The organism is Mesorhizobium sp. P160927, from assembly GCF_057766385.1.
Genome location: NZ_JBYMDW010000001.1, coordinates 630,412 through 649,791 on the forward strand (window position 1 = coordinate 630,412; position 19,380 = coordinate 649,791).

The following is a 19,380-nucleotide window of genomic DNA, read 5'->3' on the forward strand; positions in this document are numbered from 1 at the left end:
TGCTTATTCGCCGAGCGCGTCTTCGAGCAAGGCGGCGAGCTGGGCGAGGTGCTTCGACATCAGCCCGGTAGCCGGCGACGCGGCCGCCGGACGGCCGGTGTAGCGCACCCGCTGATGCTTGGCGTCGATATGCGCCAGCACCCATTCCAGATACGGATCGATGAACGACCAGGCACCCATGTTCTTGGGCTCCTCCTGGCACCACACCATCTCGGCGTTGCGGAAGCGTGACAGCTCGGTGATCAGCGCCTTGGCCGGGAACGGATAGAGCTGTTCGACGCGCAGCAAATAGATGTCGTTGATGCCGCGCTTCTCGCGCTCCTCATAGAGGTCGTAATAGACCTTGCCCGAGCACAGCACGACACGGCGGATCTTGGAATCCTTGGTCAGCTTGATCGCCTGGTTGGGCAACAGCTGGGCATCGTCCCACAGCAGCCGGTGGAACGAGCTTTCGCCCGAGATTTCCGGCAGCGTCGACACCGCCCGCTTGTGGCGCAGCAGCGACTTCGGCGTCATCAGGATCAGCGGCTTGCGGAAGTCGCGCTTCAGCTGCCGGCGCAAGATGTGGAAGTAGTTGGCCGGCGTCGTGCAGTTGGCGACTTGCATATTGTCTTCGGCGCAGAGCTGCAGGAAGCGCTCCAGCCGGGCGGAAGAATGTTCCGGGCCCTGGCCTTCATAGCCATGCGGCAGCAGGCAGACGAGGCCAGACATTCTGAGCCACTTGCGTTCGCCCGACGAGATGAACTGGTCGAACACCACCTGGGCTCCGTTGGCGAAGTCGCCGAACTGCGCCTCCCACAGCGTCAGCGCCTTCGGCTCGGCCAGGCTGTAGCCATATTCGAAGCCCAGCACCGCTTCTTCCGACAGCATCGAGTTGATGACTTCGTAACCGGCCTGCGCCGCCGACAGATTGTTGAGCGGGATGTAGCGGGTCTCGTCGCGCTGGTCGTAAAGCACGGAATGGCGCTGCGAGAAGGTGCCGCGCTCGGAATCCTGGCCAGAAAGCCGGATCGGATTGCCATCGAGCAGGATCGCGCCGAAAGCCAGCGCCTCGGCCGTCGACCAGTCGATGCCTTCACCGGACTCGATCGCCTGGCGCCGGTTTTCGAGGAAGCGGATGATCGTCTTGTGCGCTTCGAAACCCTTCGGCACCTCGGTCAGCTTCTTGCCGATTTCCTTCAGTGTCTTGACCGGTACCGCGGTCTTGCCGCGCCTTGTCTCGTCCTGGTTGTCGGCCGTGCGCAGGCCTGACCAGGCGCCGTCGAGCCAGTCGGCCTTGTTTGGCTTGTAGTGCTGGCCGACTTCCCATTCGGCTTCCAGATGCGCGCGCCAGTCGGCCTTCATCTGATCGAGCTCGGCCTGGGTGATGTGCCCTTCGGTGATCAGGCGATCGCCATAGATCTGCACTGTCGTCTTGTGGGTGCGGATGTTGCTGTACATCAGCGGCTGGGTGAAGGCCGGCTCGTCGCCCTCATTGTGGCCGAAGCGGCGGTAGCAGAACATGTCCACGACCACCGGCTTGTGGAATTTCATGCGGAACTCGATCGCCACCTTGGTGGCGTGCACCACAGCCTCCGGATCGTCACCATTGACGTGAAAGATCGGCGCCTCGATCATCTTGGCGACATCGGACGGATAGGGCGATGAGCGCGAGAAGCGCGGATTGGTGGTGAAGCCGATCTGGTTGTTGATGATGAAGTGCAGCGTGCCCGCGACGCGGTGGCCACGCAGGCCCGACAGGCCGAGGATCTCGGCGATCACGCCCTGGCCGGCGAAGGCGGCGTCGCCATGCAGCAAGAGCGGCAGCACCTTGGCCCGCTCTTCCAGCGGCACGATCTCCTCGCGGCCGCGGCCGAACAGGGAATCCTGCTTGGCGCGCGCCTTGCCCATCACCACGGGATCGACGATCTCCAGGTGCGAAGGGTTCGCCGTCAGCGACAAGTGAACCTTGTTGCCGTCGAACTCGCGGTCCGACGAGGCACCGAGATGGTACTTCACGTCGCCCGAGCCCTCGACCTCGTCGGGAGCCGCCGAGCCGCCCTTGAATTCGTGGAAGATGGCTCGGTGCGGCTTGGCCATAACCTGAGAAAGCACATTGAGGCGGCCGCGATGTGCCATGCCGAGCACGATCTCCTTCATGCCGAGCTGGCCGCCGCGCTTGACGATCTGCTCCAGCGCCGGGATCAGCGATTCACCGCCGTCGAGACCGAAGCGCTTGGTGCCCTTGTACTTGACGTCGATGAACTGCTCGAAGCCTTCCGCCTCGACCAGCTTCTGCAGGATCGCCTTCTTGCCGGTGGCGGTGAACGAGATCTCCTTGTCGGCGCCCTCGATACGCGCCTGGATCCAGGCCTTTTCCTCGGGATCGGAAATATGCATGAACTCGACGCCGAGCGTCGAACAATAGGTGCGGGTGAGAATCTCCAGCATCTGCCGGATGCTGCCGAATTCGAGCCCTAGCACATTGTCGAGGAAGATCGGCCGGTCGTAGTCGGCTTCGGTGAAGCCGTAATTCTCCGGCGACAGTTCGTTGTAATCCTCGAGCGTGTTGATGCCGAGCGGATCGAGATTGGCGTGCAGATGGCCGCGCATGCGGAAGGCGCGGATCATCATGATGGCGCGCACGGAATCGCGTGTCGCCTGGTGCACATCGGCGTCGGACAGCACGACACCGTTGGTGACGGCCTTGTCCTTGACCTTCTTTTCCAGGTGCTTCTCGACGATGCCCCAATTGCCGTCCAGCGCCGACACCAGCTCGCCATTGGCCTGCAGCGGCCAGGAAGGTTTCGCCCACGAAGCGCCCTTGGCGTTCCTGCGCACATCGCCGGCATCGTCCTTCAGCCCGGCGAAGAACTCCTGCCACTCGGGATTGACCGAGGCGGGATCGTCCTCATACGCCGCGTAGAGCGCGTCGATGTAATCGGCATTGCCGCCATAGAGGAAAGAGGTAAGCGAAAATTGGTCGTTGGCCTGATCTTGTCTTGCCATGTCGTTTCAGCGGAGCCTGGCTCCGTCTCCTTTCGAGGGAATAGTGAGTAGCCGGTAGTGAGTGGAAAATGGAATTTTCGGCTCAGCTGCTACTCACCCGTTCTTCCCTTCTTCACTACTGACTACCTGCTACTCACTACTGCCTTAACCCTTGATCGCCTCGACCAGCGTCGTGCCCAGCCGTGCCGGCGACGGCGAGACTTTTATCCCGGCCGATTCCATCGCCGCGATCTTGTCTTCCGCGCCGCCCTTGCCGCCGGAGATGACCGCGCCGGCATGGCCCATGGTGCGGCCCGCCGGCGCGGTGCGCCCGGCGATGAAGCCGGCCATCGGCTTCTTGCGACCACGCTTGGCTTCGTCCTTGAGAAACTGCGCGGCGTCTTCCTCGGCCGAACCGCCGATCTCGCCGATCATGATGATCGACTTGGTCTCATCATCGGCCAGGAACATCTCGAGCATGTCGATGAACTCGGTGCCCTTGACGGGGTCTCCGCCGATGCCGACGGCAGTGGTCTGGCCGAGGCCGACATTGGTGGTTTGGAACACAGCCTCATAGGTAAGTGTTCCCGAGCGCGAAACAACGCCGACCGAGCCCTTGCGGAAGATGTTCCCGGGCATGATGCCGATCTTGCATTCGTCAGGGGTAAGCACGCCCGGGCAGTTCGGTCCGATCAGTCGCGAGGCCGAGCGATCGAGCCGCGCCTTGACCTTGATCATGTCCATCACCGGAATGCCTTCGGTGATGCAGACGATCAGCGGGATCTCCGCCTCGATCGCCTCGATGATGGCTTCCGCGGCGCCCGCCGGCGGCACGTAGATGACGGAGGCGTTGGCGCCTGTCTTTTCCTTGCCTTCGGCGACGGTGGCGAAGATCGGCAGGCTCTCGCCCTTCGAGCCGGTCCAGGTCTCGCCACCTTTCTTGGGATGGATGCCGCCGACCATCTTTGTTCCGTGATAGGCCAGCGCCTGCTCGGTATGGAACGTACCGGTCTTGCCGGTCAGGCCTTGCACCAGCACCTTGGTGTTCTTGTCGACGAGAATGGACATGGGTGATTACGCCTCTGAATTCAGCGATTACAAGAAAGGATTGACGGCTCGGACCGAGCCATAAACCTGGTTGTGGTTGAGGTTTTCGGTATAGAAAATCGGCGCGCCGAGATACCCGGCCGCTGCGAGAAGCGCGGCGTCGTAGTAGTGAATTCCGTAACGTCGCGCGAGGTCCAGTCCCGCGCGAACATAGCTTTCATCGACAGGTACCAACGGGCAGGTGCCGAGGAGGACCAGCCACTGATCGAGCAGATCATCGCCAAGTAGGGATTTCCCGCGCGCCACTGCGGTGAATTCGGCCAAAGTCTGGCCCGACACGCCAAAGACAGTGCTCGATACCAGCTCTTCAGCGATTGGCGCGCGGCGCGGATCACGATTCTTCTCCGAAGCCGCGTAGATCAGGACGTTCGTGTCGAGAAAGCAATCGATCTTCCCGGTCGGCATAGGCGTCCCTTCGATCCCACTTGTAAGGGGTGTCGGCGCTATCGCTCCGTTTCGCGGCCTCGTCCATGAGCCGCCTCATTCCCGCCTTGGCCCAGGCAATCCGGTCTTCCTGCTCGACCTCGTGCGCGAGCAGGGAACGAACGAGGGCGTTGAGCGTCGTCTTGCGGCGCTCGGCAAGGCCTCGCGCCTTTTCGAGCAGAGCCTCGTCCATGGCCAGGGTGACGTTCTTCATCGCGCGTCTCCACATAAATACACAGCCATAATATGTGTGATTATGTGTAATTCTTCAACGGCCTTGCGCACCATCTCCATCGATCAGCCTTCCCTCAACTCGGAAGGCAAAACGCGCCGGTAGAGGCCGCTCACCATGTCTTGCCAGGCATCGCTGCCGATCGGCTGAAACTCCAACCGCATGCGATAGCTGTCACCGCCATCGAAATCGTAAGTCACGCGTGCGGCTCCGCGCGACGATGAGCGCAGCAGCGTCAGTGTGTTGCCGTCCCAGGTGCCTGTCGCCGGCGACACCGGCACAAAGCCCATCGAATCGAACTGATGCATGGTGACGAGGCCGTTCTGCTGGTCGAAGCCGAACACGCAGTGCGACCCGAACGAGATCGTACCGTCGCGGCGCTGGCGATAGCGCTGCACCACGAACTGGCCGCCGAACTCAGCCTGCGCCAGCACTTCGGACGTCGCTGGGCCGCCATCGGCCCATTGCGTGTCGGAGACCTCTTCCTCGCCGCGCCACGCGCCGACCAGCGCCTGCAAGCGCTGGTGACCGTCAGAGAGCGAGGAGAAGGAGGCCGCGTTCATCGGTCAGAGCCGCTTCAGATCGGTGACCGTCAGGCCGCTCTTGGCATTGCCGGTGTTGAGTGTCGTCGCCGGTTCGAACATCAGAACCACCGGCTCCGATGTCAGCGAACGCGGGCGATGCTCGACGCCCCGCGGCACGACGATGAAGTCGCCCTCGCCGAGCTCGATCGGCCCGTCGCGGAAATCGATGGCGATCCTGCCGCGCAGCACGAGAAAAGCTTCGTCCTCATTGTCATGCGCGTGCCAGTCGAAGACCTCGCCGAACTTGGCGACCTTGGCCTGGCTGTCATTGATGTCGCCGGCGATATGCGGATCGAAGACCGCGGTGATCTTCTGATCCGCCGCCTCAACCAGGTTTATCTTGCGTGGAGGCACCGGATCAGCCCTTCACCGCCGCCACGATCTTCTTGGCCGCATCGTCAAGATCGTCGGCCGAAACCACGTTCAGGCCGCTGTCGTTGATGATCTTCTTGCCGAGCTCGGCATTGGTGCCTTCCAGGCGCACGACCAGCGGCACCTTGAGCCCAACTTCCTTGACCGCGGCGATCACGCCCTCGGCGATGATGTCGCACTTCATGATGCCGCCGAAAATGTTGATCAAGATGCCCTTGACCGCCGGATCCCTGGTGATGATCTTGAACGCCGCCGTCACCTTCTCCTTGGACGCGCCGCCGCCGACATCGAGGAAGTTGGCGGGCTCGGCGCCATAGAGCTTGATGATGTCCATCGTCGCCATGGCAAGGCCGGCGCCGTTGACCATGCAGCCGATATTGCCGTCGAGCGCGACATAGGCGAGGTCGTATTTCGACGCCTCGATCTCCTTCTCGTCTTCCTCGGTGGTATCGCGCAGTTCGAGCACATCGGGGTGGCGAAACAGCGCGTTGTTGTCGAACGACACTTTCGCGTCGAGCACGCGCAGGCGGCCGTTCTTCATCACGATCAACGGGTTGACCTCGAGCAGGCTCATGTCCTTTTCGACAAAGGCCTTGTAGAGGATCGGGAACAGTGTGCCACCATCCTTGGCCGCTTCGCCTTCGAGCTTCAGCGCGTCGTTGAGCGCCTTGACGTCCTCAGCCGTAACGCCCTTTTCCGGATCGATGGCGACGGTGATGATCTTTTCCGGCGTGTCGTGCGCGACGCCCTCGATGTCCATGCCGCCCTCGGTCGAGACGACAAAGGCGATCCGGCCGACCGAGCGGTCGACCAGAATGGAGAGATAGAGTTCGCGCTCGATGTCGGCGCCGTCCTCGATATAGAGGCGGTTGACCTGCTTGCCGGCCGGGCCGGTCTGCTTGGTCACCAGCGTGTGGCCGAGCATCTCGTTGGCGTTGGCAACGACCTCGGCCACCGACTTCGCCAGCCGCACGCCGCCCTTGGCATCGGGGCCGAGCTCCTTGAATTTGCCTTTGCCGCGGCCGCCGGCATGGATCTGGCTCTTGACCACATAGAGCGGGCCGGGCAGCGCTTGTGCCGCGGCTTCCGCCTCGCTTGCCTTGAAAACCGGCACGCCTTCGGCCACCGGCGCGCCAAAGCTCTTCAGCAGCGCCTTGCCTTGATATTCATGGATGTTCATCGGGAACTATCTCCAGGGTCGTTTTGCCGGGGTGACGTTTGGGCGGGGTTACTTCGAGGCGAGCTGCGGCGCGATCTTGACGCAGGCCTCGGTCAGGCCCTGCACGGTCGCCACCGATGCCTCGAACATCTTCTGCTCGGCCTTGTTGAGGTCGATCTCGATGACGCGCTCGACACCGCCGGCGCCGATCACCACGGGCACGCCGACATAGGTACCCTTGACGCCATACTGACCGGAGAGGTGTGCTGCGCAAGGCAGCACGCGCTTCTTGTCCTTGAGGTAGGATTCGGCCATCTGGATAGCCGAGGCCGCCGGCGCGTAATAGGCCGAGCCGGTCTTCAGAAGACCGACGATCTCGGCGCCGCCGTCGCGGGTGCGCTGCACGATCTGGTCGAGCTTTTCCTTCGAGGTCCAGCCCATCTTGATCAGGTCGGGAAGCGGAATGCCCGACACCGTGGAATAGCGGATCATCGGCACCATGGAATCCCCGTGGCCGCCGAGCACGAAGGCGGTGACGTCCTCGACCGAAACCTTGAATTCCTCGGCCAGGAAGTAGCGGAAGCGCGCGCTGTCGAGCACGCCGGCCATGCCGACGACATGGGTCTTGGGCAAGCCCGAAAACTTCTGCAGCGCCCACACCATGGCGTCGAGGGGATTGGTAATGCAGATGACGAAGGCCTTCGGCGCGTACTTCTTCAGCCCTGCGCCAACCTGCTCCATGACCTTCAGGTTGATGCCCAGCAGGTCGTCGCGGCTCATGCCCGGCTTGCGCGGGACGCCGGCGGTGACGATGCAGACATCGGCGCCCTCGATGCCGGCATAGTCGTTGACGCCAGTCAGCCGGGAATCGAAACCATCTACCGGCGACGACTGCGCGATATCGAGGCCCTTGCCTTGCGGGATACCCTCGGCGATATCGAACAGGATCACGTCGCCGAGATCCTTGAGACCGATCATGTGGGCGAGTGTGCCGCCGATCATGCCCGAGCCGATCAGCGCTATCTTGTTGCGTGCCATGTGAGGATGATTTCCCTTTGTCTGTGACGCGCCAACACGGCGTCGAGGAAGAGGCCGGACCGCTGCGGGGAACCGCGAATTTCCCGCACCCAATAGCTCTGGTGCGGAATAAATTCAAACGATTATTTCGACCCCTGCATTTTCAATCGGTTAGTGTGTTCGGGATTTACGTAAACGTCAAAGTTTGTAAGCCTACTTGGGAGAATTTACACAATGGCGGTTGAGATCAGAAGGCTATATCCGGGAGATGACGCCCTTGTGATGCGGATTGCCGACGACGTGTTCGACGAGCCGGTGCGGCCCGATCGCCTTGCCAGCTATCTCGCGCAATCGGGCCATTTCATGATCGTGGCCCTGGCCGAGGACGTTGTCGTCGGCCAATGCGCGGCGATCATGCACCGCCATCCGGACAAGGCGCCCGAACTCTATGTCGACGAGGTCGGCGTCTCGCCAGCTTTCCAGCGCCAGGGAATCGCGCGCGGAATGCTCGACGCCATGTTCGCGCTCGGCCGTGAGCAAGGCTGCGAAGAGGCATGGGTCGGCACCGAGCCGGACAATCTGCCTGCCCGCGCACTTTACGGGGGGCGCAAGGAGGCGCATGACGAGGCGGAGACCTTTGTGATGTACGTTTATCGGCTGTAGCGATTGGCCGACGCCTCCGGTCCTTCCAGGACGACGACACGACGGCGTCCGCTCAGATTTGGCACGAGTCCGCTCAAATTTGACGCGAGCGGATGAACGCCGCGAAGGCTGACAGGCCATCGCGAATTGCCCGCACGTTTGCCGGCTCTCCCAGAATGCTTTTAACCTCCGCCGGCTTCTTGCCGAGGAGCGAAACCTCGAGCATGGCCTCGTCGCAAAGCGCGAACGACATGGTCCGCATGATCTCCGCCAGCGCCGCGCGGGCGTAGAGCGAGCGTGGCGAGGCGTGCGCCAGCATCGCGGGCTTCCCGACGGCGGCGTCACGCGAAACCAGCCAGTCGAGCGCATTCTTCAGCCCGCCAGGAACGCCATGGGCATATTCGGGACAGGAGACGATGACACCGTCCGCGCGGGTGATGGCCTCGATCAGATCGGAGACGTCGCGCGGCGTCCGCTCGCCCTCGTCGTCGGGATTGAAGATCGGCAGCCGGCCAAGCCCGTCATAGACGGTGACGCGACAGCCCGCTGGCGTGTTCAGCGCCAGTGCCGCGACGAGGGCCGAATTGGTGGAGGCCGCCCGCAGGCTGCCGGATATCGCAATGAGGTTGAGCAAGGCGGACCAGTCCAGACGAATCGGGGGCCGAGAACCCTACCACATCGTCTGTTTGTACTCGCCGTCCAGCCAGCGGTCGGTCGCCTCGGCCGAATCGGCCAGTGCCAGCTGGTCGCGCAGGATCTGGCCGAGCGTCGGCAGCGTGGCGCGATCATGCCAGCTGTCGGGCTTCCACAAATCGGAGCGCATGAAAGCCTTGGCGCAATGCATATAGGCGGCCTTGACCACGACCACGATGACGCTTTGCGGCTCCCTGCCGTCGACCGCAAGGCGCTCGCGCAAGGTGGCATCGACGGTGATGCGGGCATCGCCATTGACGCGCAGCGTCTCGTTCATGCCTGGGATGAGGAAGAGCAGCCCGACCGAGGGATTGCGGATGATGTTTTCAAGAGTATCCAGCCGATTGTTGCCGGGCCGGTCAGGGATGGCGATGGTGTTCTCGTCGAGAATGGCGGCGAAGCCGGGCTTGTCGCCTTTCGGGGTGACGTCGGCATTGCCTTCGCCGTCGGACGAGCCGATCAGCACGAATGGGCTCTTGCCGATGAAGGAGCGGCAATGGGCGTCGAGCGCCTTCAATTCCTTGCGGATCGAGCCATCGGTCGGGCGCGGCGTCTTGTAGATCGTCCGCAGCTCCTCCTGGGTGGTGACGAATTCCATGGCTCTCCCCTTTGCAACCTTATTTGCCGACTTTCTCTTCGCCGCCGGCCTTGTCGTCCAGCGAGTGGCGCAGGATCAGCGGCATCTGGCTGAAGGTGAACAGAAGCGTGATCGGCATGATGCCCCAGACCTTGAACGTAACCCAGGCGTCGGTGGAAAAATTCCGCCAGACGACTTCGTTGACGAGGGCCAGGAACAGGAAGAACAGGCCCCAACGGAAGGTGAGCTTGCGCCAGCCTTCGGCATCGAGCTTGAATGCGGACTCGAAGACATAGCCGAGCAGCGAGCGGCCGAAGTACAGGCCGCCGAGCAACACGCCGCCGAACAGCGTGTTGACGATGGTCGGCTTCATCTTGATGAAAACGTCGTCCTGCAGATAAAGCGTCAGCGCGCCGAAGATGAAGACGACGACCCCCGACACCATCGGCATGATCGGCAAGGTGCGGGTGAGCAGCCATGAGGCGATCAGCGCGATCGCGGTCGCGGCCATGAACAGGCCTGTGGCGACGAAGATAGGGCCGCCGAATTCAGCCAGCACGGGCAATTTCTGCGTCAGCCACTCGCCGCGCGCATTGGCGAAGAAGAAGACGAGCAGCGGCCCAAGCTCCAGCGCCAGCTTGAGCACGGGATTGATGCCTTCCTTCTTCTCTTTCTGCGGGTCGGACGGATCGCGTTCGACAATGGGTGGGTTCATGGTTTCCTTCTAACGCACGCTCATCCGGAAGCCTCACTTCCGGCAACATGCCTGTTCAAGCCACTCCAGCGATCGCCCTGGCGAACTCGCTTGCGGAAAACGGTTCGAGGTCGTCGACCTGTTCGCCGACGCCGATGAAATAGACCGGCAATTTATGCTTTGCCGCGATCGCCACCAGAATACCGCCCCGCGCCGTGCCGTCCAGCTTGGTCATCACCAGGCCGTTGACGCCGGCGATATTGCGGAAGATCTCGACCTGGTTGAGTGCGTTCTGGCCGGTCGTGGCGTCGACCGTCTGCAGCACGGTGTGCGGCGCTTCGGGATCGAGCTTGCCCAGCACGCGGACGATCTTTTCCAGCTCCGCCATCAGTTCGGTCTTGTTCTGCAGCCGGCCGGCGGTGTCGATGATCAGCACGTCGGAGCCGGCTTCTTTTGCCCGTTCGAAGGCATCGTAGGCGAGACCGGCGGCGTCGGCGCCGAGCTTGGAGGCAATGACGGGCGACTTCGTGCGTTCGCCCCAGATCTTCAGCTGTTCGATCGCGGCGGCGCGGAACGTGTCGCCGGCGGCCAGCATCACCGACAGGCCGCCATCGGTCAGCTTGGCGGCGAGCTTGCCGATGGTCGTGGTCTTGCCGGTGCCGTTGACGCCGACCACCAGGATAACATGCGGCTTGTGCGAGAGGTCGAGCTCGAGTGGCTTCGCGACCGGGGCGAGCACCTTCTCCACCTCGGCCGCCATGACGGCGCGCACTTCGGTATCGGAAACATCCTTGCCGTAGCGGCTGGCGGCCAGTGAATCGGTCACGCGCAGCGCCGTTTCGACGCCGAGATCGGCGCGGATCAGCACGTCCTCCAGGTCCTGCAGCGTCTCCTCGTCCAGCTTGCGCTTGGTGAAGACGCCGGCAATGTTGCCGGTCAGTTCGCGCGAGGACCGGGCTAGCCCGTCCCGCATGCGCTGGAACCAGGATTGCCTCGGCGCCGGTTCCGGCGCCTTCTGCGGCTCGGCCTTCTGCTCGACCTTCCTGGCGACCGTCACCCTGCCGGGAACGGGTTTTGGCTCCCGGGCGGGCTGCGGGACCGGTTGAGGCTCGGGCGCGACCTCGGCAACGACCGGCTGCGTCTCGACCGGTGCAGGCTGGCGAATAGGCGGGGCGATTTCAGCTGGTGGCGCTTCGAGCGTCGCTTTGACGACAAGTCCGCGCTGTCCTTCATGCTCTCCCCGCAAACCGGGCGAGGACGGCGCTGAAGCCCCTTCCTTCGCCCCGTCCCTATACGGGGAGAAGGTGCCGGCAGGCGGATGAGGGGCAGCGACGGCCTTTGAAGGCTGCTCGACGGCGGCCGCCGACGGCGGCACTTCAACCGGCGCCGCCGGCGGCACCTCGATCGGGGCGGGCACCTCGGCCGGCACTTCGACTGGCAGCGTCGGCGCTTCGACGGGCGCGGGTTCCGGTCGCCTCTCGGGACGCGAAGGAACGATCTCCGGCTCCGACGGCGCCGGCGGGATCTCCGGCGGCCGCGGCTCGGGCGTGGGCTCCGGAACGACGGCCGGCGGGACCTCGTCCGGCGCAGGCGACTCGGCAGGCGTCTCGGGCGCGGGTTCTTCCTGCGGCTGGGGTTCCGGCAAAGGTTCCGGCTCAGCTGGAACGGTCGGCTCCGGCGTAGGCGGAATGGTCGGGGCAGGCTCTGGCGTCGGCTCCTCGGCGGGCGCTGGCCTTACCTCCTCACGGGGAGGGTGGGGCACGGTCGCCGGCGCGGCTTCCGCCGCAGGCTGCTCGCGCTTCAAAAACTCCGGCACGGCCTGCTCGGCCGCCGGTTTCAGCGCGTCGAGCTGGTCCCATTTGATCGGGGGCAGCGGAGCGGTCTCGTCGATGCGCTCCTCGACGACCTCCTTCTTGCCGAACGAAAATATCTTCTTGAAAAAACCAGCCATGCTTTTGTGTTCTCAGGCGGCGCGGGCGGGAAGGGGGGCGGCTAACAGCCTGATCCCGTCGTGGCCGGTTATATCAGCCTCGACAATCTCTCCGGGCGCGCCGGTGCCGAGTGCGGCAAGCGTGAACCCTTCGGTGCGGCCAAGGCCGTCGCGCTCGATCAGGACCGACTGACGGCTGCCAGCGAGCGAGGATAGGTGGCGCTGGTAGGCCGCTTCGCCGGCGGCGCGCAGCCGGGCGGCGCGCTGCTTGACCAGCTCTCGACGCAGCTGCGGCATGCGCGCGGCGGGGGTGCCTTCGCGCGGCGAAAACGGGAAGACGTGGAGATGGGTCAGGCCGCACTCCTCGACGATTTTTTCCGAGTTCTCGAACATGGCGTCGGTCTCGGTCGGGAAACCCGCGATAATGTCGGCGCCGAAAACAATGCCGGGCCGCAGTTTGCGCACATCCTCGCAAAAGCGGATCGACTGATCGCGCAGATGCCGGCGCTTCATGCGCTTTAGGATCATGTCGTCGCCCGACTGCAGCGACAGATGCAGATGCGGCATCAGCCTGGGTTCTGTGGCCAGCGCATCGAGCAAGTCGTCGTCGGCCTCGATCGAATCGATGGAGGACAGCCTGAGCCGCTGTACGTCGGGCACCTGACGCAGGATGGTCTTCACCAGCTTGCCGAGCTTCGGCGCGCCTGGGAGGTCGGCGCCGAAAGACGTCATGTCGACGCCGGTCAGCACGATCTCGGCGTAGCCATTGCCCGCCAGTCGCTTGACCTGCTCGACCGCGGCGCCCATCGGCACCGAACGAGAATTGCCGCGGCCATAGGGGATGATGCAGAAGGTGCAGCGGTGGTCGCAGCCATTCTGCACCTGCACGAACGCACGGGCCCGGCCCTCGATGGCGTCGACCATGTGGCCGGCGGTCTCACGCACCGAAAAGATGTCGTTGACGCGCGCCTTCTCGGTGTCGTTGACGCCGAAATCCGGCAGCGCGCGATAGGAATTGGCCTTCAGCTTCTCCTCATTGCCAAGCACGAGATCGACCTCGTCCATGGCGGCGAATTTTTCGGGCTCGGTCTGCGCGGCACAGCCGGTGACGATGATGCGCGCGGCCGGGTTGTCGCGGCGCGCCTTGCGGATTGCCTGCCTGGCCTGGCGCACCGCTTCGCCGGTGACGGCGCAGGTGTTGAAGATGACGGCGCCGCCGAGGCCCGCATTTTCGGCCTCGCGCCGCATCACTTCGGACTCGTAGGTGTTGAGACGGCAGCCGAAAGTCACCACGTCGATGCGGCCGGGCTGCTTCGCCACGTCGACGTCCTTGGCCAGAGCTGACATCACGCCGCGCTTTCGGTGTCGCGGGCCCATTGTCCGGTCGACGGATCGAAGCTGCCGGAGAATTCCCACTCGGCCGCGCCGGTCAGGATGACGTGGTCGTCCTCGCGCCACTCGACATGCAGCGTGCCGCCGCCGGGGGTCAAAAGGTTGACGCTGCGGCCCGTGCGCCTGGTGCGCGCGGCGGCAACGACAGCCGCGCAGGAGGCGGAGCCGCAGGCCTTGGTCAGGCCGGCGCCACGCTCCCAGGTGCGGATGATCATGCTGTCGGGCGAGGTCACCTGCGCGATGGTTATGTTGGCGCGCTCGGGAAAGATCGGATGGTTTTCGAGCAGCGGGCCGAAACGGTCGAGTTCATAGGTCCAGACATCGGCGTCGACCCAGAAGATGGCGTGTGGGTTGCCCATCGAGACGGCCGAAGGCGAATGCAGCACCGGAGCGTCGATCGGGCCGACCTGCAATTCGATCATGCGGGTGTCGCGGAACTCCTCGGCCAGCGGAATGTCGCGCCAGCCGAAGCGCGGCGTGCCCATGTCGACCGAAATCGAGCCGTCCGCGTGTTCGCGGGCATTCAAGATCCCGGCCACGGTTTCGAAGGTGAAGGTCTTCTCGCCGGTCTCGGCGGCCAGCGCCTGGACGACACAGCGCATGCCGTTGCCGCAGGCCTGCGCACCCGAGCCGTCGGAATTCAGGATGTCGACGAAATAGGCGGTGCCCGGCGTCCTGGCGTCGTGGATCGCCATGATCTGGTCGAACCGCGTCGAGGCATCGGCATTGAGCGCGACGGCAGCCGCGGCCGTCACCCGATCCGCACGGCCACGCATGTCGGCAACGATGATCTCGTTGCCGATGCCGTTCATCTTGGCGAAAGGGGCCGTGCCTGCCATTGCTCCGAAATTTCCATGTCCGTTCGGCGCTATATGGCGGAAACGGGCAGGAATTACCAGTGCGCAGCCGCTTTCACGACGAAGGCGACGGACTTACGTCACTGCAAAGACCCCAAGCAAGATCAACAGGAAGATGATGAGTACGATGCCGATGAGAATGCGCGCGCCAGTGGCGGCCGCGCCCGCCAGCGCCGGCATGCCGAGCAGGCTCGCCGCGGCGGCGATGATCAGGAGAATGATGATCCATTTGAGCATGGGAACGCCTCGCAAGCCGGACACATTGAAACCGGTTGAAAAACGCGGCTGTCGTGCTTTGGGTTCCCGGGGCCGGGAGATAGCGCTTGCAGTGTGTGGTTTCAGTCGGCGCCAGTCGAACGGATGACCCGCGCCGGAGCCGTCTCCATTGGACATCGTGGTTTTCCCGGCATCGCCTCAGCCGGCGATCTCGATATCCGTGTTGAAGGGAGCCGTCTTGCTCGAATTCTCGTCATGCATGACGAAGTCGCACCGGTATTTGCCGGCCGGCAGGCCGTCGAGGGAGAGGTCGAGTTTGAAGAACAGTTCGCGATTGTGCGAGCGAGAGGCGATCTGAACACGGCCGACCTTCTCCATTGTGCCGAGCTTTTCGCCGGCTGCCGACACGACGGTGATGTCGACAGAAAGCGCGATAATGCTGTTGCCGAGGCCGTCCTTGCCGTAGCCGTAGCCGACCGGCTCCATGTACAGCACGATTTTCTCCCCGGGCTTGTATATGTGGTTTGCGCGCTCGCTGTAGATACCGAAGCCACAGGCGGTGTCGACCTGCTTGACGTTCAGGACGCCAAGCGGCATCGCTTGCCAGAGCGCTTCCTGGGCGCTGCTGAATTTCTCCAGCGCACCGGCGCCATCACCCGACTGGAGCAGCTTCTCGGCCTCGGCCGCCCGATCGCTGATCTCGCCCGCGAAAGCCGCCGGCACCGAGACCACCAGCGCCAAAAGACCTGCCATGATTGACTTCATCTGATTCCCCTATCCTGTCCGGGGATGACCATCAGCGAAAACCATGGCAGCGTAAACGGTCATTCCAGCCATCGAGGCGATCATATCCGGGGCACTTCCCAGATCTCGCCGGGCCGCAAGGCGCGAAAGCGCTCCTGTGGGATGCCTCGGCCGTCCAGCGCCTCGGCCAGCTTCCGGGCAGGCTCGTCGAACGGCTCGTCGGTGAGCTGGAACGTGCCCCAATGGCAGCCGGCGGCGAAGGCCGCGTTGCACAACGCCATGCCCTGGACCGCTTCCTCGGGGTTCTGGTGCTGCGGCGCCATGAACCAGCGCGGCTCGTAGGCGCCGATCGGCAGTATGGCGAAGCGGAAGCCGCCATGCCTGTCCGCCATCAGCCGGTAGTTGATGCCGCCGTGGAAGCCTGTATCGCCGGCGAAATAGATTTTTCCACCCGGCGTCTCGATGACGAAGCCTGCCCACAGCGCCATGCGCCGGTCGCGAGCCCCGCGCGCCGACCAGTGATGCGCTGGTTCGACGTGGATCGCGGTGCCGTTGGAGACATCGACCCTGTCGCCCCAGTCATGCGCGGAAAGCCGCGTGCCGGGCACCGCGGCGGCGATGATGGCATCATTGCCGAGCGGCGTCACCACCAGCGGATCGTGCTTCTCCTGCAACTGCCTCAGCGTGGCAAGGTCGAGATGGTCATAGTGGTTGTGGCTGACCAGCACGAGGTCGATCGCCGGCAGATCGCCAAGGGCGATACCCGGCGGATTGACGCGCCTGGGTCCGGCAAAGGAGAACGGCGACGTGCGCTCCGACCAAACCGGATCGGTAAGGATGTTCAGCCCGGCGGTCTGGATCAGCAAGGTCGAATGGCCGACCATGGTCACGCTCAGATCGGCGCCTTCGACAGTCGCGGCCGGCTTTGCCTGCGCAAAGGGGCTCGGGCTGGCAGCAGGCCATTTCGAGCGTTGGCCGCTGAACTGCCATTTCAGCAGATCCTTGAAGGGGCCGGGCATCCGGCCGCCGGGATTGAAGAACAGGCTGCCGTCGAAATGGTCGCTGGGCGGGCCACTGTAGTAGCGGTTGGCGGCTTTCTTTCTGGCGGCCAAGGTCTGCGCTCCGGGGGGTTTCGGTGAATTCTTTGTTTTCACGCAATTCCCAGGGGGAAAGGGCTGCGCGTTTTTCCCGGGAAAGCGCCACACACCTTTCCGGGAATTGGCCATAGACATAAGCCCTGACGCGGCTGGCGCAAGCGTTTGCCGGCCGAAGGCCAAGGGCGGCAAGGCGGTCTCGGCTAGGATCGCGGCATCAGGAGGAAGACGCCATGGCGATGAAGCGGACGAAGACACCCTGGATGAAGGCCGAGGATTTCGGTCGCTCGCTGCCGCGCGGCATCGGCGTCAATCTGCTGGTATCGGACATGGCGGCGATGGTAGCCTTCTGCGGTGACGTGCTTGGCGCCCGCATCGTCTATGCCGACGAGGATTTCGCCGCGATCGAGCTTCTGGGATCTGTGTTCATGCTGCATGCGGACCATTCTTATCTCGACAATCCCATGACGGGCTCCATCGCGGGTGCGGAGACGCGCGGTGCCGGCATCGAACTGCGTCTCCATGGCGCGGAGCCCGACGCGATCGAGGCGGCGGCGCTGGAGCATGGCCACATCGTCCTGGCCGGCGCGATCGACAAGCCGCATGGTCTGCGCGAGTGCTATATCGTCGGACCGGACGGATATGTGTTCGTGCCGAGTGCGCCGCTCGCCGGGTGAGTGCGACAAATTTGCAACGATTCATACCGCAAACCCTATTTTAACCATATCGGGTTGAAATTTCGCCACCTTCTCCATCTTGGTGGAGGTGAGATTGCGCGGACGGCTTCCCCCCAGCCGGATCCGACGGAGGTTGTAATGAATTTTTCGAAAGGCGGCCTGGTGGCCGTATCCCTGGCGGCAATCGTTGCGAGCGGCTGCTCAACCTCACGCTTCTCGTCGATGGACGACCAGCAACCGGCGCCGCTGCAGCCAGCCCCCGCTGGCCAGGTGAGTTCCAACCAGCTGCCGCCGCCGGCCTCGCCCGGCACCACCGACCCGTCGCAGTTCCCGACCGCGCCGGCCAACACGCAGGTTGCTTCGCTGCCGCCGGACGGCGCGGCGCCAGCGGGTGCCGCCGATCTCAGCGCGGCGGCCGTCGCCGGTGTCTGGAATGTCAGCGTCTCCGGCCAGAGCTGCAAGGTGGCGACGCCGCAGACCAAGTTCGGCGCCGGTTTCCGCGCCGGGCCGCTGCATTGCCCGGCGCCGATCGACGGCATCAAGTCGTGGAACGTCGCCGGCAAGCAGCTGACGCTTTATGACGAGAATGGCGGTTCGCTGGCGCGGCTTTATTCGTCGGGCGGCTCGAAATTCGACGGCCAGACTTCCAACGGGCAACCGATCTCGCTTACGAGGTAGGACATGCCGATATCCAGGTGATGCCGGCGGCGTGACCTCAATCTCGGCACCCCCTTCCCTGGGTATCCTGCTCTGAATAGTGACGTGATCGATGCATCTGCGTGACGGCCTCCAGACCCATCCGACCGTCCGGCAGCGCTACGACCATCTGGTGGTATCAGGCGCGATCGAGCGCGATGCCGCGCAGGAAGAGATCGCCGCCGCGCTCGACCGGCTGACCGTCGAGATCTCGGCCAAGCGGCTGGCGCACAAGTCCAGTGCACTGGGCTGGCTGTTTGCCCGCAAGCGCGAGACGCACGAAGCGGTCAAGGGCCTCTACATCCACGGCGGCGTCGGCCGCGGCAAGACCATGCTGATGGACATGTTCTTCGAGCTCCTGCCGGTCAGGCGCAAGCGCCGTGTGCATTTCAACGACTTCATGGCCGACGTGCAGGACCGTATCCAGAAACACCGGCAGGCGCGCAAGGAAGGCACGGTCAGGGAAGACGATCCGATCCCGCCGGTGGCCAAGGCGCTCGCCGAGCAGGCCTGGGTGCTGTGTTTCGACGAGTTCTCGGTCACCGACATAGCCGACGCCATGATCCTGTCCAGGCTGTTCTCGGCACTGTTTGCGAATGGGGTCGTACTGGTCGCCACCTCGAACGTGGCGCCGCAAGATCTTTACCGTGACGGGTTGAACCGCCAACTTTTCCTATCGTTCATCGCCATATTGGAACGCCACGCACAGGTGCTGTCGCTGGACGGGGACAAGGATTACCGGCTGGAAAAGCTCGCCCGTACGCCGGTCTATGTCACGCCGGCCGATGCGGCGGCCGACCAGGCGCTCGACGAGGCCTGGCAGGCGATGACGCGCGGGGCGCCGACGGCCGAGACCTCGCTGACGCTGAAGGGACGCAAGGTGGTGGTGCCGGCCGCCGCTGGTGACGCGGCGCGTTTCACCTTCGCCGACCTCTGCGAAAAGCCGCTCGGCGCGCGCGATTACCTGGCGATCGCCGGGCGGTTTTCAACTGTTTTCATCGACCGTGTGCCGGTGCTGGGCGAAGGCAAGCGCAACGAGGCCAAACGCTTCATCCTGTTGATCGACACGCTCTACGACCATCATACGCGGCTGGTGGTGAGCGCCGACGCGCTACCGCACGCGCTTTATGTGGCCAAGCGCGGCGTCGAGGTGTTCGAATTCGAGCGAACCGCATCGCGGCTGATCGAGATGCAAAGCCGCGACTGGCTGGAGAGCTGGGCGAAGCGCCGGACGGGTGAAAGTAGGGTCGGCGGAGGCACGGCCGCACCTTCACCTTCCTGAGCAGAGCCCAGGATTTGCAGCGCTC

General features: G+C 63.9%; 21 protein-coding genes. 4 read left to right on the plus strand and 17 right to left on the minus strand.

The window, feature by feature from the left end:
• Positions 1–3 precede the first annotated feature (3 nt).
• The 8 genes from AC3CB8_RS03180 to mdh form a co-directional block, all read right to left on the minus strand.
• Positions 4–2,988: a 2-oxoglutarate dehydrogenase E1 component gene (locus AC3CB8_RS03180; RefSeq protein WP_352549623.1), complete on the minus strand. Its 2,985-nt coding sequence runs from the start codon at positions 2,986–2,988 to the stop codon at positions 4–6.
• 144 nt (positions 2,989–3,132) lie between these two features.
• Complete coding sequence (gene sucD / locus AC3CB8_RS03185; RefSeq protein WP_023784122.1) at positions 3,133–4,035, minus strand: succinate--CoA ligase subunit alpha; 903 nt, start codon at positions 4,033–4,035, stop codon at positions 3,133–3,135.
• A gap of 27 nt (positions 4,036–4,062) precedes the next feature.
• Entirely contained in the window at positions 4,063–4,479 is a 417-nt protein-coding gene (locus tag AC3CB8_RS03190; protein ID WP_352563946.1) for a PIN domain-containing protein, read from the minus strand.
• Positions 4,406–4,711, minus strand: a complete 306-nt coding sequence (locus AC3CB8_RS03195; RefSeq protein ID WP_352563945.1) for a hypothetical protein — start codon at positions 4,709–4,711, stop codon at positions 4,406–4,408. The genes AC3CB8_RS03190 and AC3CB8_RS03195 overlap by 74 nt, the downstream gene beginning before the upstream one ends.
• 83 nt (positions 4,712–4,794) lie before the next feature.
• The gene (locus AC3CB8_RS03200; protein ID WP_352563944.1) at positions 4,795–5,292 is read right to left on the minus strand and encodes a DUF1579 family protein; all 498 of its coding nucleotides are present in this window, start codon (positions 5,290–5,292) and stop codon (positions 4,795–4,797) included.
• Positions 5,293–5,295: 3 nt separating this feature from the next.
• On the minus strand, positions 5,296–5,667 hold the full coding sequence (locus tag AC3CB8_RS03205; protein ID WP_023794779.1) for a cupin domain-containing protein: 372 nt from the start codon (positions 5,665–5,667) through the stop codon (positions 5,296–5,298).
• A 4-nt stretch (positions 5,668–5,671) separates the two neighbouring features.
• Positions 5,672–6,865 (minus strand): ADP-forming succinate--CoA ligase subunit beta, encoded by a 1,194-nt coding sequence (gene sucC / locus AC3CB8_RS03210; protein ID WP_352563943.1) that lies wholly within the window; start codon positions 6,863–6,865, stop codon positions 5,672–5,674.
• A 48-nt stretch (positions 6,866–6,913) separates the two neighbouring features.
• Entirely contained in the window at positions 6,914–7,882 is a 969-nt protein-coding gene (gene mdh, locus AC3CB8_RS03215; protein ID WP_023775434.1) for a malate dehydrogenase, read from the minus strand.
• Between the two features lie 213 nt (positions 7,883–8,095).
• On the opposite strand from mdh, the gene AC3CB8_RS03220 reads away from it, so the two are divergent.
• Complete coding sequence (locus tag AC3CB8_RS03220) at positions 8,096–8,524, plus strand: GNAT family N-acetyltransferase (protein ID WP_023775435.1); 429 nt, start codon at positions 8,096–8,098, stop codon at positions 8,522–8,524.
• 73 nt (positions 8,525–8,597) lie between these two features.
• Here AC3CB8_RS03220 and AC3CB8_RS03225 read toward each other — a convergent pair whose 3' ends face one another.
• From AC3CB8_RS03225 to AC3CB8_RS03265, 9 genes are all read right to left on the minus strand, one after another.
• Positions 8,598–9,137 (minus strand): NADPH-dependent FMN reductase, encoded by a 540-nt coding sequence (locus AC3CB8_RS03225; RefSeq protein WP_352563942.1) that lies wholly within the window; start codon positions 9,135–9,137, stop codon positions 8,598–8,600.
• Between the two features lie 36 nt (positions 9,138–9,173).
• On the minus strand, positions 9,174–9,794 hold the full coding sequence (locus AC3CB8_RS03230; RefSeq protein WP_352563941.1) for a pyridoxamine 5'-phosphate oxidase family protein: 621 nt from the start codon (positions 9,792–9,794) through the stop codon (positions 9,174–9,176).
• A gap of 19 nt (positions 9,795–9,813) precedes the next feature.
• Positions 9,814–10,488, minus strand: coding sequence for a septation protein A (locus AC3CB8_RS03235; RefSeq protein ID WP_352563940.1), 675 nt, complete (start codon positions 10,486–10,488; stop codon positions 9,814–9,816).
• A gap of 55 nt (positions 10,489–10,543) precedes the next feature.
• Positions 10,544–12,418 carry a signal recognition particle-docking protein FtsY gene (gene ftsY, locus AC3CB8_RS03240; protein ID WP_352563939.1) on the minus strand — a complete coding sequence of 625 codons (1,875 nt, stop codon included), beginning with the start codon at positions 12,416–12,418 and terminating at the stop codon, positions 10,544–10,546.
• 12 nt (positions 12,419–12,430) lie between these two features.
• Positions 12,431–13,744, minus strand: coding sequence for a tRNA (N(6)-L-threonylcarbamoyladenosine(37)-C(2))-methylthiotransferase MtaB (gene mtaB / locus AC3CB8_RS03245; RefSeq protein ID WP_352564046.1), 1,314 nt, complete (start codon positions 13,742–13,744; stop codon positions 12,431–12,433).
• On the minus strand, positions 13,744–14,628 hold the full coding sequence (gene dapF / locus AC3CB8_RS03250) for a diaminopimelate epimerase (protein WP_023782135.1): 885 nt from the start codon (positions 14,626–14,628) through the stop codon (positions 13,744–13,746). The genes mtaB and dapF overlap by 1 nt, the downstream gene beginning before the upstream one ends.
• A 93-nt stretch (positions 14,629–14,721) precedes the next feature.
• Entirely contained in the window at positions 14,722–14,883 is a 162-nt protein-coding gene (locus AC3CB8_RS03255; protein ID WP_015315001.1) for a DUF1328 family protein, read from the minus strand.
• Between the two features lie 177 nt (positions 14,884–15,060).
• Positions 15,061–15,627 carry a hypothetical protein gene (locus tag AC3CB8_RS03260; protein WP_352563938.1) on the minus strand — a complete coding sequence of 189 codons (567 nt, stop codon included), beginning with the start codon at positions 15,625–15,627 and terminating at the stop codon, positions 15,061–15,063.
• Between the two features lie 80 nt (positions 15,628–15,707).
• Positions 15,708–16,718, minus strand: a complete 1,011-nt coding sequence (locus tag AC3CB8_RS03265; protein WP_023793612.1) for an MBL fold metallo-hydrolase — start codon at positions 16,716–16,718, stop codon at positions 15,708–15,710.
• Positions 16,719–16,933: 215 nt separating this feature from the next.
• Between AC3CB8_RS03265 and AC3CB8_RS03270 the strand changes: the two genes are divergently transcribed.
• The 3 genes from AC3CB8_RS03270 to zapE all read left to right on the plus strand — a co-directional run bounded on the left by AC3CB8_RS03270 (position 16,934) and on the right by zapE (position 19,355).
• A complete protein-coding gene (locus AC3CB8_RS03270; protein WP_023774511.1) occupies positions 16,934–17,377 on the plus strand; it encodes a VOC family protein in 444 nt (147 codons plus the stop codon).
• Positions 17,378–17,515: 138 nt separating this feature from the next.
• Positions 17,516–18,055, plus strand: coding sequence for a protease inhibitor Inh/omp19 family protein (locus AC3CB8_RS03275; protein WP_023774510.1), 540 nt, complete (start codon positions 17,516–17,518; stop codon positions 18,053–18,055).
• Positions 18,056–18,146: 91 nt separating this feature from the next.
• A complete protein-coding gene (gene zapE, locus AC3CB8_RS03280) occupies positions 18,147–19,355 on the plus strand; it encodes a cell division protein ZapE (protein WP_352563937.1) in 1,209 nt (402 codons plus the stop codon).
• Positions 19,356–19,380 lie beyond the last annotated feature (25 nt).

What these genes read in the sequence shown, in the direction of transcription:
- AC3CB8_RS03180 (WP_352549623.1), bottom strand. Translation starts at nt 2,988, where the DNA reads ATGGCAAGACAAGATCAGGCCAACGACCAATTTTCGCTTACCTCTTTC.
- sucD (WP_023784122.1), bottom strand. Translation starts at nt 4,035, where the DNA reads ATGTCCATTCTCGTCGACAAGAACACCAAGGTGCTGGTGCAAGGCCTG.
- AC3CB8_RS03190 (WP_352563946.1), bottom strand. Translation starts at nt 4,479, where the DNA reads ATGCCGACCGGGAAGATCGATTGCTTTCTCGACACGAACGTCCTGATC.
- AC3CB8_RS03195 (WP_352563945.1), bottom strand. Translation starts at nt 4,711, where the DNA reads ATGAAGAACGTCACCCTGGCCATGGACGAGGCTCTGCTCGAAAAGGCG.
- AC3CB8_RS03200 (WP_352563944.1), bottom strand. Translation starts at nt 5,292, where the DNA reads ATGAACGCGGCCTCCTTCTCCTCGCTCTCTGACGGTCACCAGCGCTTG.
- sucC (WP_352563943.1), bottom strand. Translation starts at nt 6,865, where the DNA reads ATGAACATCCATGAATATCAAGGCAAGGCGCTGCTGAAGAGCTTTGGC.
- mdh (WP_023775434.1), bottom strand. Translation starts at nt 7,882, where the DNA reads ATGGCACGCAACAAGATAGCGCTGATCGGCTCGGGCATGATCGGCGGC.
- AC3CB8_RS03220 (WP_023775435.1), top strand. Translation starts at nt 8,096, where the DNA reads ATGGCGGTTGAGATCAGAAGGCTATATCCGGGAGATGACGCCCTTGTG.
- AC3CB8_RS03230 (WP_352563941.1), bottom strand. Translation starts at nt 9,794, where the DNA reads ATGGAATTCGTCACCACCCAGGAGGAGCTGCGGACGATCTACAAGACG.
- AC3CB8_RS03235 (WP_352563940.1), bottom strand. Translation starts at nt 10,488, where the DNA reads ATGAACCCACCCATTGTCGAACGCGATCCGTCCGACCCGCAGAAAGAG.
- ftsY (WP_352563939.1), bottom strand. Translation starts at nt 12,418, where the DNA reads ATGGCTGGTTTTTTCAAGAAGATATTTTCGTTCGGCAAGAAGGAGGTC.
- mtaB (WP_352564046.1), bottom strand. Translation starts at nt 13,744, where the DNA reads ATGTCAGCTCTGGCCAAGGACGTCGACGTGGCGAAGCAGCCCGGCCGC.
- dapF (WP_023782135.1), bottom strand. Translation starts at nt 14,628, where the DNA reads ATGGCAGGCACGGCCCCTTTCGCCAAGATGAACGGCATCGGCAACGAG.
- AC3CB8_RS03255 (WP_015315001.1), bottom strand. Translation starts at nt 14,883, where the DNA reads ATGCTCAAATGGATCATCATTCTCCTGATCATCGCCGCCGCGGCGAGC.
- AC3CB8_RS03260 (WP_352563938.1), bottom strand. Translation starts at nt 15,627, where the DNA reads ATGAAGTCAATCATGGCAGGTCTTTTGGCGCTGGTGGTCTCGGTGCCG.
- AC3CB8_RS03270 (WP_023774511.1), top strand. Translation starts at nt 16,934, where the DNA reads ATGGCGATGAAGCGGACGAAGACACCCTGGATGAAGGCCGAGGATTTC.
- AC3CB8_RS03275 (WP_023774510.1), top strand. Translation starts at nt 17,516, where the DNA reads ATGAATTTTTCGAAAGGCGGCCTGGTGGCCGTATCCCTGGCGGCAATC.
- zapE (WP_352563937.1), top strand. Translation starts at nt 18,147, where the DNA reads ATGCATCTGCGTGACGGCCTCCAGACCCATCCGACCGTCCGGCAGCGC.